Origin of the sequence: Bacillus sp. AR4-2, assembly GCF_008274865.1 — a bacterium.
In the GTDB taxonomy this organism is placed as follows: Bacteria; Bacillota; Bacilli; order Bacillales; family Bacillaceae_G; genus Bacillus_A; species Bacillus_A cereus.
The window spans coordinates 1,935,271-1,952,294 of sequence record NZ_CP031062.1 but is presented as its reverse complement, the minus strand read 5'-3'; the positions used below and the strand labels follow the sequence as shown (position 1 = coordinate 1,952,294).

The following is a 17,024-nucleotide window of genomic DNA, read 5'->3' as shown; positions in this document are numbered from 1 at the left end:
TCGAAATAAATAATCTGAATATTCTCAGAATTCAAGGTAGAAGTTTTACTATCTACATATAGAATTAGAAATATGTCCACTAAATTGATTAGAAAACGATAATAACATTAGGAGGATTACGATGCCCCAGCTTGATTCATTACATCCCACTGTAGAAAAAATAATCAATAATATTGAAAAAATAATGGTCGGAAAACGAAAAGAAACGATCTTAGCTTTGACAGCTCTCTTAGCTGAAGGTCATGTGCTATTAGAAGATGTTCCTGGTGTCGGAAAAACAATGCTAGTACGTGCTCTTTCTAAATCCATTGATGCTGATTATAAGCGAATTCAATTTACACCTGATTTATTGCCGTCAGATGTAACAGGAGTTTCTATTTATAATCCGAAAGAGCTCCAATTTGAGTTCAAGCCTGGACCAATTATGGGGAATTTTGTACTTGCTGATGAAATTAATCGTACATCTCCAAAGACACAATCTGCTTTACTTGAATGTATGGAAGAAGGCAATATTACAATAGATGGCATTACAAGACCTTTACCAAAGCCGTTCTTTGTCATGGCTACACAAAATCCAGTCGAATATGAAGGAACATATTCTCTACCAGAAGCTCAGCTCGATCGTTTCTTATTGAAACTAAAAATGGGATATCCTACACCAGAGGAAGAATTTGAAATTTTAAACCGGATGGAAAAAACAAATCCACTCTCTCAATTACAAACCATTACTACAATAGAAGATTTACTTTATTTACAACAAAGCGTACGGGTAGTAAGTATGGACAAAGCAATTAAGCATTACATTGTAAAGCTTGTTAATCAGACTCGTACGTACAGTTCTATACAGTTAGGTGCAAGTCCACGTGGCTCGATTGCTTTAATGAAAGCTTCACAAGCTTATGCATTTATCCATGGCAGGAATTATGTTATTCCAGACGATGTTAAATTTTTAGCTCCTTACGTTTTAGCACATAGACTCATTCTAAAAATGGAAGCAAAATTTGAAGGAATAACTGGCGAACAAGTTATCGCAAAAATCGTTGCACGAACTACCGTGCCTACTCAAAGGACGATGAACCCTTGATGAAACGAATGCTGCGAGCGCTATATCACGTTATGAAGTTATTGCTACTCCCTTTATGCCTAGTCTTAACATTTATGTACGCTATGTTTCAAGGCGGGTTTGTCAGTTGGTTTTTGTTTTACAGCATAATTCCCATTGCTCTTTATTCGCTACTACTCCCCTTCTACGCTTTACGGGACGCTGAAGTAAAGCGAATAACAAACCAGAATGGATATGTAGTAGGAGAACAATTTGTAAGCACGATTACAATAAAAAGAAAATTTCCTTTTCCCTTACTTTATTTAGTTATAGAAGATGAACTGCCACCACAATTTATAAGTTGTAAACAAACAAAGATGAATAAGGTAGTACTCTTCCCAGGATTGAAACGAAATATTTCGTTTCAATATGTTATTGACACAATCCCTAGAGGCGAGCACACTTTTTCAAGCGTTCGTGTCAAAACTGGCGATTTATTCGGCATGATAGAGAAAGAAGTAACTTTTTCAGTTCCAGATACATTTTTAGTCTATCCCCAGTATGTAGATATAGCATATCGACAATTGGAAAATCATTTCGAACAAGGAGCGCTTTCAGCAAATATAAATTCAGCAAAAGACTCTACAATCTCTGTCGGTGTCAGAGACTATAAACCTGGTGATCGCTTTTCATGGATTGATTGGAAAGCAACTGCACGAACAAACAATATTATGACAAAAGAGTTTGAACAACAGCGCAGCCATAATGTCATGATATTCATAGACAGAACCGAGTCTCCTCTATTCGAATCAGTCGTCACATTTACTGCCTCTATCGTAAGGGCTGTCTTGAAACAAAATTCACCAGCATCATTCGTGTCTATCGGAAAAGAACAAACTATTTTCCCTTTAGACAATGGAGATACGCAGTTACAACAAATCCTTTGTCATTTAGCAAAAGTGCAAGCAGACAGTGTATTCCCGCTCTCCCAGAGTGTAGACATGGAACTAAGAAAAATTTATGAGCCCGTCACGGTTATACTCGTGACCAGTAATCTTTCTCCCGATATTCAAAAGGCGGCTGATTGTGCTGCTATAAAAAATAGAAAATGTATGGTTTTTGTCGTGAAAGAAAAAGCGAATCAACTTTCACACCGAGAAATCAGTATACTAGAAACTCTAAAAAAACGACAAATATTTGTAAACACGGTTTATGAAAACCGGTATACAAACGTGTTTTTTGAGGTGAGCAAATGATAACATTACAAACAAAATACAAGTGGGATACGAACAGATTCTTTATGCATGCATGTGTATTTCTTCTTTTACTAGAATGGCTAAGACCTCTTATAGGTATTACAAATGTAGGTAGATTAGATATTTTCGTAACATTTATAGGAATTTGCTTCGCTCTCTCTTTTTTTCAAACGAGGTGGCAGATTCCAATAAAAATTGTCACAGTCCTATTTATCATTCATTCCCTATATTATAAAAATGCTTTTATAAATCCATCTTGGCTAACAACATTCTTTTCTGATATGTCTCGAAATTCCTCCCTATTTTTCCAAGGGAATTTACTAGATATTTCTCCAGTTTTTCCGACGGTTTTATTTTTTCTCTCATTTTGGTTTTTGAGTTCTTTCACTTCATTTTGGATTATTCATAAAAAACGTGGGTTTCTATTTCTTGTATTGACTATTATTTATATCGCAACTTTTCATAACTTACATTTATACAATGCAAACTACGCTATTATTCGAACTGTTGTCATCGGATTTTTTATGCTTAGTCTTCTTCAAGTAGAACGAATAAAAGAGCGTGAACACTTACAAAATTATGCTAGGGAAATCTCAAAATTACTTAGACCACTTACAATATTTATTGTATTCTTAGCAACCATCGCATACTTTGCTCCAAAATTTGGCCCTCAATGGCCAAACCCAATGGATTTTTTAAAATTCAACACATCTGAGGCAAGTAAAGAACAAAAAGTTTCTACAATTGGGTATGGTTTAGATGACTCGCGATTAGGTGGTCCTTTTAAGGCGGATCCTACAATTGTTTTCACAGCACGAACGCAAAACAAACACTATTGGAGAGTAGAAACAAAAGATTTCTATACAGGAAAAGGCTGGGAAATTTCTGAAAATCCGAAAAAGATTTCTTTTAAAAATAAAAACGACGTCGTAAGCTGGTACGAACAAAATACAAAAACGGAAACGACTGAGGCAACAATTACCATGCAAAAAAGTTACCCTCACCTTACCTATCCAGCAGGATTAGTATCAGTTGAGGCTTCTTCTGATGTATCATACAGTGTTGACCCGTTTTCAGAAAAAATTTATACAATGAATGAAGACTCTTCTACTACTTTACATTCGTATAAAGTAACATATGAGATTCCTGAGTTTTCCATAGAAAACTTGAAAGCTGTAAAAACAAATGAAGGTCAAGAAACAAACCCTTATTTTATGACAAAGTACACACAACTTCCCGAGTCATTACCACAGCGCGTAAAAGACTTGGCTGTCAATCTTACAAATGATAAAGACAACCGATATGATAAAGTATTAGCTATTGAAAATTACTTCACAGACAACTCTTTTACATACGAATCAACGAATGTCTTATTCCCTGCCAAAAGCCAAGATTATGTAGATCAATTCCTTTTCGATACAAAAAGCGGCTACTGTAATAATTTTTCGACGTCTATGATTGTACTACTTCGTTCTGCCGGGATTCCTGCTCGCTGGGTAAAAGGCTATACAGAAGGAACTCTTGACAATACACTTGCCTCTGCAGAAGGTGCGGATGTTTATACAATCACGAACGATAACGCACACTCTTGGGTCGAAGTATATTTCCCAGGATACGGATGGATTCCATTCGAACCAACAAAAGGATTTACCAATCCCTATAATTTTATAAATAATACGCCTGCTCCTATTTCACAAAATAGCGAAGCAAATAATTCTAATAACGAGCAAATACAACAACGAAATAATGAAGCAAAACTTAAAAGTTTAATAGAAAATACAGAAGAAGCTTCTACTAAAAAGGTCACAAATTCTAAAACTAGTTTTTCTTGGTGGTACGTATTCCTCTCTACGATACTAATTAGTATTATAGGATACATTCTCTTCACCACTAGAATGAAATGGATGACATTTCTTATTATTCATTTCTATAAATACCGAAAAAATGATGCTGTTTATCAAAAAGCTTACGGTGCACTTTTAAAACAATTTGCGAGAATTGGCATACCACGGAGTGAAAGTCAAACATTCCGCGAATACGCTCTCCATATCGATACACTTTACAACTCGGCCGATATGCAACAACTTACTGCCAGTTATGAGAACGCTATGTATAAACAGGAGCAGGCTGCAGAAGAATGGAAGAAATCTGTACACTTATGGGAAGTGCTTATGAAAAAAGCAGCTTCTCTACCTAAATCAGATGGCTTTGATACAGTTATTTAATCTTGAAAATGTGAGTTTAAAGAAAACGTCTCAAAGAACTACATTGTTCTTTGAGACGTTTTTTAATAAAGTGAAACTCCTAATTATTCTCCAAGTACCTTCTCAATCTCAACTTCTAAATCTACCGGCTTCGTCTGCGGCGCAAAACGCCCTACTACTTTCCCGTCTTTTCCGATTAAAAACTTCGTAAAATTCCATTTCACTGCTTTCATACCGAGTAAACCTGGTGCTTGTTCTGTCATGTATGTATATAAAGGATGAGCCTTATCACCTTTCACATCCACCTTTGCAAACATTGGGAAGTTTACACCGTAGTTTAATTCACAAAAACTAGTAATGTCCGCTTCTGTACCTGGTTCTTGTCCCCCGAATTGGTTACAAGGAAATCCGAGTATTTCGAGTCCTTGGTCTTTATATTTATCATATACCTCTTGTAATCCTTTATATTGTGGTGTGAAACCACATTTGCTAGCTACATTGACAATAAGAAGTGCTTTTCCTTTGTAATCTTTTAACGATTTTTCTTCACCTGTAATTGTTTTAGCTGAAAAATCATAAACTGTCATTGTCTTTGCCCCTCTCTTCACTATCATTCTATGTTTATACTATACTACATTCGTGAATATACAGCTCTTATTACGTACTTATAAGCTATAATGATAGCGCTTTATTTCCATTCAAAATTCGACACATACCACTAGACTTTTATGATGGAAAGTTTTACAATTGAAATGTGAACAAAATGTGACAGTTTATATTCCATTATAAAAGAAAAGGATGGTGTTCATTATGAAAACTGCACAACATGAAACGATTTCAAATCGCGAGTTTTATTTCGTACTATATATGATGTTATTGTATGTTACTGGCTGGGTAATCGATGTAAATGGTTTATTCTTAAGCTCCTACTTTAATTTAGCAGGAGAGATTATGCTTCCATTAGTAGGCGGGATTGTTGGACTGTTCATTATGTCTATTAATAAACAACAAACGAAATAATAATATTACAAAAAGGCAGAAGACGAGCTTCGTTTTCTGCCTTTTTTCTATTTTAGCGTATAATAAAAACATGCAGTATATAAGGAGTGGTAACTATGAAAAAAGTAGAGCAATTATCTTCACACCTATATCTTATTGATGATTTTGATTTACAACACAATGAACGAACTGGTACGTACGTTTTATTAGGTGACGATATTACTTTAATTGAAACTTGTGCAGCCCCTTCTCTTCCGTATATTTTAGATGGCTTACAACAATTACATATTGATTTATACGATGTAAAAAACATTATCGTTACACATGTTCATTTAGATCACGCCGGGGCTGCTGGTTTAATGATGGAACAGTGTCCAAATGCTACGTTATATGTGCATTCTCGTGGTGCTCGTCATATGATTGATCCAACAAAACTTATTTTAGGTGCAAAAGCTGTCTACAAAGAAGATTTCGATAAACTCTTTGACCCAATTCTTCCAATTGAAGAAGAACGTGTTCATATTGTACAACATGGTGATACGTTAAAAATTGCAAAAGACCGCACCCTTACATTTTATGATACACCAGGACATGCGAAGCACCATATTAGCATTCACGATTCATTAACAAACGGGATTTTTACTGGCGATACAATTGGAATTTATTATAGAGAACTCGCAGACCTTGGTGTAGAACTGTATCTACCATCAACGTCCCCTTCACAATTTCAACCAGATGCGATGATTGCTTCTAAAAATCACATTCAAAGTATGGATGTAGATACTATTTATTTCGGGCATTATGGTGCATCATCCAATGTTACAGAAGTATATAATCAACTGGAACATTGGCTACCTATTTTCGTTCAGACTGGTAAGGAAGTCTTTGAAAAGTATAATGATTTCGATGAAGCGACTAAAGCTTTACAAACTTTGTTAATGGATAAAATCTCTTCTCATCTTACAAAGTTAAACGTTCCATCAGATCATTCCGTTTATAATATTTTACATTTAGATATAGAAATTAGCGCAATGGGTATTATTGATTATTTCACGAAGCAAGAAAAAGCAAACTCCACTATTAACTAACAGTAAAAGAAGAGATATACAACAGTAGTTATTGTATATCTCTTCTTTTTTTGAATATATTTTGAGTAAAGGATGGTGGAATATAATGCAAAAATTGATGCTATACCTCTGCTTCACATTATTTATCGTCTTATTATTATTTGTAGGAGTAAAAATTCAATTTTATTTAGATACAGATGCACAAGTGAACTTTAACGTTTATCCAAGATTATTCTACTTTACACTCTTCCCTCTTATAGTTGGCATTTTATTACGATTCCTTCAATCTATTAATCGCGAAACGAGTAAACAAAACTGGAGCTTTCAACCGGATAAATTTATTGCTATTACAGTGCCTACACTATTCATTTCCTTTTCCCCAGCACTACTCTTTTCACCACTTGCCGAATACCTACCTTATTTAGTTAATATTATTCTAATAAATACAACTTTTGTTACGATTATTAGTTTAATAGCTGGTTATTCCCTTTTAGATTGTTTTATACAAAAGGATCATGCAACGATGAAAAAATATAATTGAATACTTTATTTTCTTTCAATAAAAAAAGCTCGAAGCTAAAGCTTTGAGCTTTTTACTTATCGCACCTTTTCATTTACATACTCCATAAACTGCTCTGCTTTAATAAATCTTTCTTTGTACGCCTCAGGTACTTCTTCTACTTTCATTCCACCAGTTGATTTTGTCTTCACTTGTACTATTTCATATGTCATTAAAGCTTCCACATAGCGATCAAACTCTTCTTTTGTTAATATCTCTTTACTAGATTTATGACCATTTAGTTTATCAAAGTATGGTTGAAGGCTCATACTTACCTTTTTCATTTCTGCTCTTTTTCCTGGTGATAATTCATCATAATCAATATTACCGTTTGAATCTCCGTACGCAAGCTTTGCATTAGTTAATTTTTTCAGTTCTTTTGTAAACTCTTCATATTCCTTTGCACCCATTTCATCTTTCGCTTCTGATAATTTTGCATTAAAACGCATATACGTTTCTAATGTCATTGCTCCGGCATGTTTTTTTAAATTCTCAAAAGATCCATATATACCATCCGCCATAATAGATTGATACGCAAAACCTGTCGTCGGGATTAAAAGAGCTGCTGCAAGTACTCCTGCGATAAGGCGTTTCTTCCTCTTACTCTCGCCGTGCTTCATTTTTATTTGCACGATTACTTTTTCTTTTAAATCCGGCGGGGCAACAATACCCTTTGCTTCTTCTTGTATAGATTCCCTAACTCTACAATCTAAACTCATTTCACATTCCCTACCTCTCCTAAAAAAATTTCTTCTACTTGCTCTTTTTGACGTAGTTTCTTTAATGCCGCATGAATTCTAGATTTCACTGTACCGATTGGAATATGTAATATTTGTGCTACTTCTTCTTGTGAATAATCGTGTAAGTATCTTAAGATAATAACTTGTTTCAATTTATACGGTAATTTATGAATGAGTTCGATTAGTTTTTGGTTTGATATTTTACTTACAACATCGTTAGAAAAATCAATTTGCACTGGCTTTCTTTGCTCTTCTGCTTTTTTTATAATTCGTAGTCGCATCCACCTCTTTCTTCTATAAGAATGAATTTGTTTAATCGCAAGCCCAATTAGCCAAGGGCGAAATGGCTTCTCGCTATCATATTTACGAAGCGATTCATATAGCTGTATGTATACTTCTTGAACGACATCATCTACATCCGTTTTATCTTCAATTAAAAAATGTGCTGTTTTATATACTTCTTGAATCGTTACATCATACAATTCGCTATACGCTTCTTTATTGCCTGATAAAGTTAATTGAATTAAATGTGCGTAATCTATTTCATCCTTCATATTCCAGCCCTCCTTTGTCTTACACTATATATTGGCAGGTAATTCATATTTCGTTCGATTTTTCCGAAAAAGTTTTTTATATAAATTAATATAATGATCCACTGAGTTCATAAGCTTCACTTATAACCACACATAACTATTATATAATTTTCCAATTTCTGATAAAGATTTAAAATAATTTATATAGTCAAATTTAGGAGGACATATAATGAAAGCTATCGTTGTAACGTCGTTCGGTGGTCCTGAAGTGATGAAATATACAGATTTTGATATACCGGCTATTTCAGAAGATCAAGTTTTAATTCGCGTAGTTGCTACTAGTGTAAATTTCGCTGATATTAAATCACGTTATGGTAAAAAAGGAAATAAAGCACTACCTTTTATTCCAGGTATAGATGCCACTGGTATTGTAGAACGTGTCGGTTCTCATGTGAAAAATATTCACCCTGGACAACGTGTCATTGCTTTTCCTCAAAATGGATCTTACGCAGAATACGTTGTTGCAAATGAAAATCTTACTTTCGTATTACCCCATGAAGTTGACTTTCACACTGCAGCCGCTTGTCCGATCGTATCTTTTACAAGCTATAATTTACTCGCAAATGTTGCAAGGATTCAAAAAGGTGAATCTGTACTCATTCATGCAGCTGCTGGCGGGATTGGTACTACCGCAATTCAATTTGCAAAACTATTAGGGGCTAGAACAGTTATCGGTACTATCGGAAGTGAAACGAAAAGAAAAATCGCTTTAGATGCTGGAGCTGATTATGTTATTTGTCATCAAACTGAAGATTTTGTAGAGAAAGTCAATGAGCTGACAAACGGAGAAGGAGTGAATATTATTTTGGACTCTATTTCTGGAACTGTTTCTGAAAGAAGTTTAAACTGCCTTGCTTTTTACGGTCGCCTCGTTCATTTCGGTAATGCTAGCGGTGAAATTGGTAACTTTCAAACGAAAGATTTACATGCAAGTTGCCGCTCTATACTCGGTTTTAGCTTTGGAACCACACGAAAAAAGCGTCCTGAACTGCTCCAAGAAACTGCAAATGAAGTTTTCCGTTATTTGCGTGACGGACGTTTACAAATTAAGGCTACGAAATCTTTTCCACTTCAAGATGCAGGGAAAGCACATGAATGGGTCGAAAGTAGAAAAAGTACAGGGAAAGTAATACTAACTGTTCAGTCCTCTTCCTGAAATGAATACTGGAAACAGAGGTGGCATTCATGGGATCACGAATTATGCATGTTATTATCGCTAACGGTATTGCTGAGAAACTATCTATTCACGATAAGACTTCTTTCTTACTTGGAGCTGTAGCCCCTGATGCTGTTCATTCAAAAAAAGAAAAAGGAACCTCACATTTTTATGACGGTACAACGAACAACTATACGAGAAGAATAGATTATGATTCATTTTTTCATAAATATGAATCACATATAGATTCCCCATTTATTTTAGGCTATTATACCCACCTCATTGCCGATGATAATTGGCTAAGTGGATTTTTTCTACCTTGGCTAAAAAATAGAATAGAGAATGACGAAACGATCGCACCCCTGTACTATAACGATTTTAAATTGTTAAATGCAAAGTTGCTTCATCATTACGATCAAGAACAACAGCTTTTCTCTCTTCTCAATCAAGAGGCTCACATTGTGGATATTGAAGAGGTTTCTAAAGAAAACGTTTTAGAATTTCGAAAGTATCTTTTTGAAGATATGTTATATCCAAAGCAACACTTGCATGAAGACTTACAAGTATTTACGTTTGACCAAATTGTTGGCTATATTGAGACAGCTATTGAAAAAGGAGTATTTTTTATTAAACAACTCTCTAATGAAAAATCCACTTCAAAAATTTAATCCCCTTCAAATATATTTGAGGGGGATTTTCACATAGCAATATTATTATTGGTTCTTCTCCATAACCGCAAAATAATTCCCTTCGCTATCAGCAAAGTTAAACACTTTACCAGAAGGCATAGTTACCATTTCTCCAACAGTAACATTTTTATTTGTTAAATCTGTATATAGTTGATCAAGATTTTCTGAGAAGAACATTAAAGACGGTGTATCAAGATTCAATTCTGGGCTCATTTTCGAAATAACTTCTTTATTATGTAATATAATGCTCGTTTCCGCACCGCTTTTCGGAGCGATTTCAATCCATCTCATTCCTTGCTTATTATCTTCCTCTGCAACTACATGAAACCCTACCTTTTCCGTCCAAAAATTTACTGCCTCATCTTGATTATTTACATATAACATAATTTGTCCGACCTTATGAATCATTTGTATTCCTCCTATTGTTTTTATATTCTATGTAACTTTCTATAGATGCTATCGTTATTCCTTTTGAGTTGGTATGTACTTCTTTGCAAAATTTATCGACTGACTCATCCCATCCAGTTCATCAAAATAATCATTTCTTTCAATCATGTTATATCCGTCGAATCCAATTTTATCTAATACTTTGAAGAATATATCGAAATCTACTTCACCATTCCCTGCTGCGACTTCTATATACTTAGTTGAACGATCACTTTTCACTTCTTTACAATCTTTAATATGAGTTTGTACTATATAATCTTTTAATAGTAATAAACCTTCTCCCGGATTTTCATTTACATCACTTATTAAATTTGCTGGGTCAAAGTTAACAGCTAGTCCTTTCGAGTTTGCAGTTTCTAAAAATCGTTTTAATACTATTGCTTTTTCAGATCCCGTCTCAATGGCGAAGAATCCTCCAAATTTGAACGCTAATTCCCCTATCTCATAACAAACACGTAGCATTTTATCATAGTACTCACTATTTTCATCTTCAGGGATTTTCCCAATATGGGCTGTTACTACGTTAGCTCCTAACCCTAACCCTTTATCAGTAATATATTTAAAACTCTCTATTACACATTCAGCTTCAGTTCCTATTATTCCATTTTCTCCGAAGCTAATTGCTAATGATGGGACTTGAATCTCATTAAAAGATAAGTTTTCTTTTAATGTATTCCATTGTATCTTTGAGATGTTAGCTAAGTTGAAAGTCGGATTCATAGCATATAATTGAATATATTCTAAATCCCATTCCCTTGCTTTTTGTATTCCTTCGTTTACTTCAATATGTTTCGTATTTAAAAACATTCCTAATTTCCTATCCATATGTGTACCTTCTTTTTATTATTTCGTGTCAGTTTAATATTCGACTTTTTTTATATTATTTCCTCGTATAAACCAAATAAATAAACTACCCTTTTTTCGATACTCCCAGTAGAAGCATATATATGATAGGCACATTAAAAACACTAATACAATTCCCATTATCGCTTGTTTACAAACAAAAAAGACGTAACTACAAATAGTTACGCCTTCCCTATCATTTATCTAGGCTTTTTCTTCCCAGTAAATGCTGGTTTCTTTTTCTTTGGTGCTTTCGGTTTCGTTTCTACAAATGATCCCTTGAACATTTCTTGCTTCGTAAATACGATGCCTAGTTTTTTCGCAAATTGTAGTAATTTACGCTCTTCTTGTGGTGTTACAAGAGACACGACAGTTCCTTCTTTACCCATACGTCCAGTACGTCCTGAGCGGTGAATATATTGGTCTACTGTGTCTGGTAACTCTAAATGAATTACGTGTGTTAAATCGTCAATATCGATACCGCGTGCTGCAATATCAGTAGCAAGTAGAATTTCTAATTTCCCTCCGCGGAAAGCACGCATTGTCGCTTCACGCTCTTGTTTACTTGCTTCTGCATGAAGAGCTGCTGCTTTCATTTTACGGAATTTCAATTTCTCAGTAATTTCATCTAAACGGAATGGGTCGTTTAAGAACGCAACTGCTTTTACATCGCCCATATGCATAATTCTTCTTACGTAATCATTTTTTTCGCGTCGCTCACAAATGATATACGTATGCTCAACTAAGCTTTTTGATTCTGCACGTGTTACACGTACTAATTGTGGTTCCACTGCTAAATCACGTGCCGCATCTTCTGCCGCTTTTGTCATTGTCGCCGAGAAGAATACTAATTGACGATCGCGCATCGTTGATTTAATTACATCTTGCACTGCGCCCATCATTTTTTGCTTTACAATTTGATCAAACTCATCAAATACAATTGTTTTTACTTCATGCATTTTTAGCTTTTTCATACGAATTAATTCTAAAATACGGCCTGGTGAACCGACAATTACTCTTGGGTGTTTCTTTAATTTTTCAACTTGGCGCTTAATATCTGCACCACCAATTAAAGATGCACCTGAAATTTCAGTTCCTGCTGTAAACTTTTGAACCTCTTCATGAATTTGCATTACAAGTTCACGTGTTGGCGCTAAAACAACAACTTGTGGCTGTTTTACTTCAGGATTAATTTTATGTAAAAGGGGTAATAAGTACGCTAATGTTTTTCCTGTTCCAGTTGGAGATTCAGCTATAACGTCTTGTCCTTCTAAAATAGTTGGAATCGCTTGTTTTTGAATTTCAGTTAACTCTTTAAAACCAGCCTTCTCCCAAGCTTGTTGTAAAAATGGTTGCATATCTTTTATCATTTGTTTTTCTCCTTTATCTCTATTTTTGAAGAAAATGCTGTATTGTTCGCACCGTTTCTATCATGTGTGAAATAACAGCTATTAAATCATCAACATGGTCTTCTGTAATCGCTTTTTGAAATAGAACCTCTACCTTATTATGATATGAAATCGCTTGCTTATTATATTCGTATGAAACTTTCTGCATAATCATTCTTTCTTTTCCCCATATAGAACGCATTAATGTTTCAATTTCTTCGCATTTTACTTCTGGTTGTTCTAACGGGAATGAAAATGCTAGCTTCATTTCACAACCTGGTGTAAACTGAGGCACTTCTAGTATTTCACCAGACAAGTTCTTTGCATCCACAGATAATGAAAATGTTGCTTCTACTAATGGTTCAAACGGTTCTGTTAATTGAAATGAGATATGATATATACGACTTAATGAAGCAAGATCCATCATATCTTTTCGATCTGTTACAAGAATATCTCCATGTAGATCAAAATCATACACAGCACCTTCTACGATTACTTTTAAATTGTCAAAAGCAGTTGGATCAAACATAATTTCCTCCAAAAAACAGGCGCCTTTCGATGGAAAGGCGCCACTTGATGTATATATAGTTTACAGATAAACGAGATGAATTACAACCTTTTAGAATAAACCTACTGCTTTTCCATCTTCATTTACATCCATTTGAAGTGCTGCTGGCTGTTTTGGAAGACCTGGCATTGTTAACATTGTACCTGTTAACGCAACGATAAAGCCTGCACCGATAGATGGTTTTAACTCACGAATTGTGACGATAAAGTCAGATGGACGACCTAATTTTGTTGCATCGTCAGAAAGAGAGTATTGTGTTTTCGCCATACAAACTGGTAGATTACTCCAACCTTCTCCTTCATATTGAGCTAATTGCTTACGTGCTTTCGGAGCAAATTCAATATCTTTTGCGCCATATACTTTTTGAGCAATTGTACGAATTTTTTCTTCTAATGGTAATTCTAATTCATAAAGTGGTGCGTAGTTGTTTTCACCTTTTTCGATTTCTTTTAGTACTTTTTCAGCAAGGTCAACTCCGCCTTGGCCACCTTTCTCCCAAACTTCTGTTAAGGATACTGCATAGCCACGCTCATTACACCACTCTTGTAAGTATGTAACTTCTGCATCTGTATCTGTAATGAATTTATTAATTGCAATTACGAAAGGCACTCCAAAGCTTTGAATTGTTTCAACATGCTTCTGTAAGTTTTCCATACCTTTTGCTAATGCATCTACATTTTCTTCTTTTAATTGATCTTTTGCAACGCCGCCATGCATTTTAAGCGCACGAATCGTCGCAACAATAACAACTGCTTCTGGTTTAATGCCAGCTGCACGAGCTTTAATATCTAAAAACTTCTCAGCGCCTAAATCAGCACCGAATCCAGCCTCTGTAATAACATAATCACCTAATTTTGCTGCCATTGTTGTAGCGATAACACTGTTACAACCGTGAGCGATATTCGCAAATGGTCCGCCATGAATGATAGCTGGTGTATTTTCTAACGTTTGTACTAAGTTCGGCTTTAATGCGTCTTTTAATAATAGTGTTAACGCACCTTCTACACCTAAATCTTTAACCGTTACAGGTTGATTTGCAAAGTTATAAGCAACTACGATGCGAGATAGACGCGCTTTTAAGTCTTGAATATCTGTTGCAAGGCAGAACACGGCCATAATTTCAGATGCTACTGTAATGTCAAAACCGTCTTCACGTGGTACACCTTGTACAGGTCCACCAAGACCAATTACTACGTTACGAAGGGCACGATCATTTAAGTCAACACAGCGTTTCCAAACGATTTTACGCGTATCAATTCCAAGTGTGTTTCCTTGTTGGATATGATTATCAATAAACGCTGCTAATGCGTTATTGGCAGTTGTGATCGCATGGATATCTCCAGTAAAGTGAAGGTTAATGTCTTCCATTGGTACGACTTGTGAAAAACCGCCACCTGCTGCTCCGCCTTTTAATCCCATCGTTGGTCCAAGAGATGGTTCGCGAAGTGCAATTACTGTTTTCTTACCAATTTTGTTAAAAGCTTGACCTAAACCAACTGTTACTGTTGATTTACCTTCTCCAGCTGGAGTTGGGTTAATCGCTGTTACTAAAACAACTTTACCGTCTTCCTCATCTTGTAAGCGCTTAAAAATATCAAGAGATAACTTACCTTTATAATGTCCGTATGGCTCTAATTCATCTTCTAAAATATTTAAATCAGCTGCAATTTCTTGAATCTTCTTCATACTCGCTTCTTGTGCGATTTCAATATCGGATTTCACTGTTGTAGTAGTTGTCATATACCCTAGTCCCCCTTTAATTGGTTCTGATGATATTGTATCAGTTTTTTGTATTTTCTGCACTTATTTACCTCCTAAAAATTCTTTCATTTCTTTATACGTTTTTTAACATAAATACCCATAAGAATGTTAACGATTGTTGTAACTCTGTAGGTAGTTGACCTAACATCTTCTCATTTACTCCGCGCTTATATACGCCGATGCCATCTATAACTTTAAAACCTTGTTCTTTCGCTAACTGTTCAAATTCCCAAGGCATCATCGTATTACAAACAACGTCTTTTCCATACAAGCGAGGATAACTGTTCTCTCGTGGCTTTGCTGTCGGTCCTAAAATTGCAATACATGCATATCCATCTTTCTTTAACACACGCTTTATTTCATTTAACGCTCGTAATGGCTCTTCCGTCCATTCTAAAGAATTAATTGCCATAATTGATTCAAATTGCTCATTTTCAAATGGTAATGCAGAAAGATCGCCTTTTATAAAAGATAAATTCGGTCCTTCTCCGCGCTCCTTACCTTTTTGAATCATCACTTCCGATAAATCTACTCCCACTGCTTTATAGCCTGCGCTACTTAATTTATATGTACCGTACCCATCACCACAACCAACATCGAGCACTTGTGCTTCTTTCTTTACGTATTGTTCAAAAAACGGAATAATTGTACTTCTGCTACCACTGTCCCACATCTCTTGACTATTTTGATTCCAAAACTCTGCGCTACTATCCCATTTCTTTTCTGCTGATTCATGCCAATTAAATTTCGTCATACATTCCCCTACCTTCACGCTTTATCACTCATTTCATTCTACATCATTTTCCAAAATTCCTGTTTTATCCCGCTTGCAGTAAGACACCTACCTCAAAATTCAATGGATGCGGACCAGTTAATGGGAGAGAACTGCTCATAAAAATCCAATTGTTGCTGGCTGATAATCAGTCGTGATGGAAAAAATCCCTCACTTTATCTTCAATAGGAGATGGATATGTTAACGATGGAATACGTATTCTCCATTTTTTGCTTTACTTGGGTTTAACTCATACTCATGTTCTTCTCTTTATGAAAGATACTATAGGTACACCCAATTGAAAGAGAGGGATGTACATGCGAAGAAAAAGAAATCATCATTTTAAAAGTGGTGAAAAAAACGAAGAGTATGCAGCTGAAATATCACCAGCTGGCATTCCAATTAGACATAAGCGTAAAGAAATTGCAAATGAGATAGAAGGTACAAATACCGGTGCAATGGTAGGCTATGTCGCTTTATTTCTTTCGTTATTCTCCATTGCTTTTTATCCAGTTACGCTCGGCTCCCTAGCAATTTTAGTTGGCCTATTAGCTGTCAATTTCGGAGCAAGAACACTTGGATATACAGCCATTGGTTTTGGTAGTTTTTCTGTTTTATTTACTTTACTTTATCCGCTTGCTTTGTCAGCGTTTTAAAAAAACACACCAAGTCATACTTGGTGTGTTCATTCATGATACAACATAATATGGCCGCATCCACAACAATGTTTCGCTGTAATTTCTTGAAACACTGGATAATTTTCTTCATCTCGATGCTCAATAAATACTTTTTCAAATCGATACATGTTTGGTGCATATGCCCAATCTTGTTTCGTACGTGCATATAACGTTGAGGAAAAAAACTCCTCACCGCCACAAACAATACATGTGTTCTTCATCAATACCCCTCCTATGCTTGTCTTACTTCATCTATATGAACA

The 17,024-nt window shown here is 35.3% G+C and carries 19 protein-coding genes; 9 read left to right on the top strand and 10 right to left on the bottom strand.

The annotated features are described in order from the left end of the window. The first annotated feature begins 121 nt into the window (after window positions 1-121). The 3 genes from DN399_RS10180 to DN399_RS10170 are packed head-to-tail and all read left to right on the top strand — an operon-like array spanning window position 122 to window position 4,523. Entirely contained in the window at window positions 122-1,084 is a 963-nt protein-coding gene (locus DN399_RS10180; RefSeq protein ID WP_001135805.1) for an AAA family ATPase, read from the top strand. Beyond that, entirely contained in the window at window positions 1,084-2,298 is a 1,215-nt protein-coding gene (locus DN399_RS10175) for a DUF58 domain-containing protein (RefSeq protein ID WP_086411521.1), read from the top strand. Before DN399_RS10180 ends, DN399_RS10175 begins: the two co-directional genes overlap by 1 nt. Further along, window positions 2,295-4,523, top strand: coding sequence for a transglutaminase TgpA family protein (locus DN399_RS10170; RefSeq protein WP_149149528.1), 2,229 nt, complete (start codon window positions 2,295-2,297; stop codon window positions 4,521-4,523). The genes DN399_RS10175 and DN399_RS10170 overlap by 4 nt, the downstream gene beginning before the upstream one ends. An 83-nt stretch (window positions 4,524-4,606) precedes the next feature. Here the strand turns inward: DN399_RS10170 and bsaA are convergent, their stop codons facing one another. Then, a complete protein-coding gene (gene bsaA, locus DN399_RS10165; RefSeq protein ID WP_000219440.1) occupies window positions 4,607-5,089 on the bottom strand; it encodes a glutathione peroxidase in 483 nt (160 codons plus the stop codon). A 223-nt stretch (window positions 5,090-5,312) separates the two neighbouring features. Here bsaA and DN399_RS10160 point away from each other — a divergent pair, with 223 nt between their 5' ends. The 3 genes from DN399_RS10160 to DN399_RS10150 all read left to right on the top strand — a co-directional run bounded on the left by DN399_RS10160 (window position 5,313) and on the right by DN399_RS10150 (window position 7,109). After that, entirely contained in the window at window positions 5,313-5,522 is a 210-nt protein-coding gene (locus tag DN399_RS10160; RefSeq protein ID WP_000844984.1) for a DUF3925 domain-containing protein, read from the top strand. 95 nt (window positions 5,523-5,617) lie between these two features. After that, complete coding sequence (locus tag DN399_RS10155) at window positions 5,618-6,589, top strand: MBL fold metallo-hydrolase (protein WP_049107451.1); 972 nt, start codon at window positions 5,618-5,620, stop codon at window positions 6,587-6,589. An 85-nt stretch (window positions 6,590-6,674) separates the two neighbouring features. Beyond that, a complete protein-coding gene (locus tag DN399_RS10150; protein ID WP_001170913.1) occupies window positions 6,675-7,109 on the top strand; it encodes a hypothetical protein in 435 nt (144 codons plus the stop codon). A 56-nt stretch (window positions 7,110-7,165) separates the two neighbouring features. Here DN399_RS10150 and DN399_RS10145 read toward each other — a convergent pair whose 3' ends face one another. Together DN399_RS10145 and DN399_RS10140 are read right to left on the bottom strand one after the other, a co-directional pair. Beyond that, entirely contained in the window at window positions 7,166-7,846 is a 681-nt protein-coding gene (locus DN399_RS10145) for a DUF3600 domain-containing protein (RefSeq protein WP_000050669.1), read from the bottom strand. Beyond that, window positions 7,843-8,421, bottom strand: a complete 579-nt coding sequence (locus DN399_RS10140) for a sigma-70 family RNA polymerase sigma factor (protein WP_000650920.1) — start codon at window positions 8,419-8,421, stop codon at window positions 7,843-7,845. The genes DN399_RS10145 and DN399_RS10140 overlap by 4 nt, the downstream gene beginning before the upstream one ends. Before the next feature lie 208 nt (window positions 8,422-8,629). On the opposite strand from DN399_RS10140, the gene DN399_RS10135 reads away from it, so the two are divergent. Both DN399_RS10135 and DN399_RS10130 read left to right on the top strand, forming a co-directional pair. Beyond that, window positions 8,630-9,616, top strand: coding sequence for a quinone oxidoreductase family protein (locus DN399_RS10135; RefSeq protein WP_000644623.1), 987 nt, complete (start codon window positions 8,630-8,632; stop codon window positions 9,614-9,616). Between the two features lie 29 nt (window positions 9,617-9,645). Further along, entirely contained in the window at window positions 9,646-10,284 is a 639-nt protein-coding gene (locus DN399_RS10130; RefSeq protein ID WP_006922477.1) for a zinc dependent phospholipase C family protein, read from the top strand. A 45-nt stretch (window positions 10,285-10,329) separates the two neighbouring features. On the opposite strand, the gene DN399_RS10125 is transcribed toward DN399_RS10130, so the two are convergent. The 6 genes from DN399_RS10125 to DN399_RS10100 form a co-directional block, all read right to left on the bottom strand. Then, a complete protein-coding gene (locus DN399_RS10125) occupies window positions 10,330-10,713 on the bottom strand; it encodes a VOC family protein (protein ID WP_000581462.1) in 384 nt (127 codons plus the stop codon). A 54-nt stretch (window positions 10,714-10,767) separates the two neighbouring features. Then, the gene (locus DN399_RS10120; RefSeq protein ID WP_049107450.1) at window positions 10,768-11,577 is read right to left on the bottom strand and encodes a sugar phosphate isomerase/epimerase family protein; all 810 of its coding nucleotides are present in this window, start codon (window positions 11,575-11,577) and stop codon (window positions 10,768-10,770) included. Window positions 11,578-11,795: 218 nt separating this feature from the next. Beyond that, window positions 11,796-12,965 carry a DEAD/DEAH box helicase gene (locus DN399_RS10115; RefSeq protein WP_000588613.1) on the bottom strand — a complete coding sequence of 390 codons (1,170 nt, stop codon included), beginning with the start codon at window positions 12,963-12,965 and terminating at the stop codon, window positions 11,796-11,798. Window positions 12,966-12,984: 19 nt separating this feature from the next. Then, on the bottom strand, window positions 12,985-13,512 hold the full coding sequence (locus tag DN399_RS10110) for a hypothetical protein (RefSeq protein WP_000460219.1): 528 nt from the start codon (window positions 13,510-13,512) through the stop codon (window positions 12,985-12,987). A gap of 90 nt (window positions 13,513-13,602) precedes the next feature. Then, window positions 13,603-15,291, bottom strand: coding sequence for a formate--tetrahydrofolate ligase (locus DN399_RS10105; protein ID WP_013141915.1), 1,689 nt, complete (start codon window positions 15,289-15,291; stop codon window positions 13,603-13,605). Between the two features lie 94 nt (window positions 15,292-15,385). Beyond that, window positions 15,386-16,066 carry a class I SAM-dependent methyltransferase gene (locus DN399_RS10100; protein WP_000160049.1) on the bottom strand — a complete coding sequence of 227 codons (681 nt, stop codon included), beginning with the start codon at window positions 16,064-16,066 and terminating at the stop codon, window positions 15,386-15,388. 335 nt (window positions 16,067-16,401) lie between these two features. Between DN399_RS10100 and DN399_RS10095 the strand changes: the two genes are divergently transcribed. After that, on the top strand, window positions 16,402-16,740 hold the full coding sequence (locus DN399_RS10095; protein WP_001253201.1) for a hypothetical protein: 339 nt from the start codon (window positions 16,402-16,404) through the stop codon (window positions 16,738-16,740). Between the two features lie 29 nt (window positions 16,741-16,769). Here the strand turns inward: DN399_RS10095 and DN399_RS10090 are convergent, their stop codons facing one another. Then, a complete protein-coding gene (locus DN399_RS10090; protein WP_000798747.1) occupies window positions 16,770-16,982 on the bottom strand; it encodes a hypothetical protein in 213 nt (70 codons plus the stop codon). Between the last annotated feature and the right edge of the window lie 42 nt (window positions 16,983-17,024).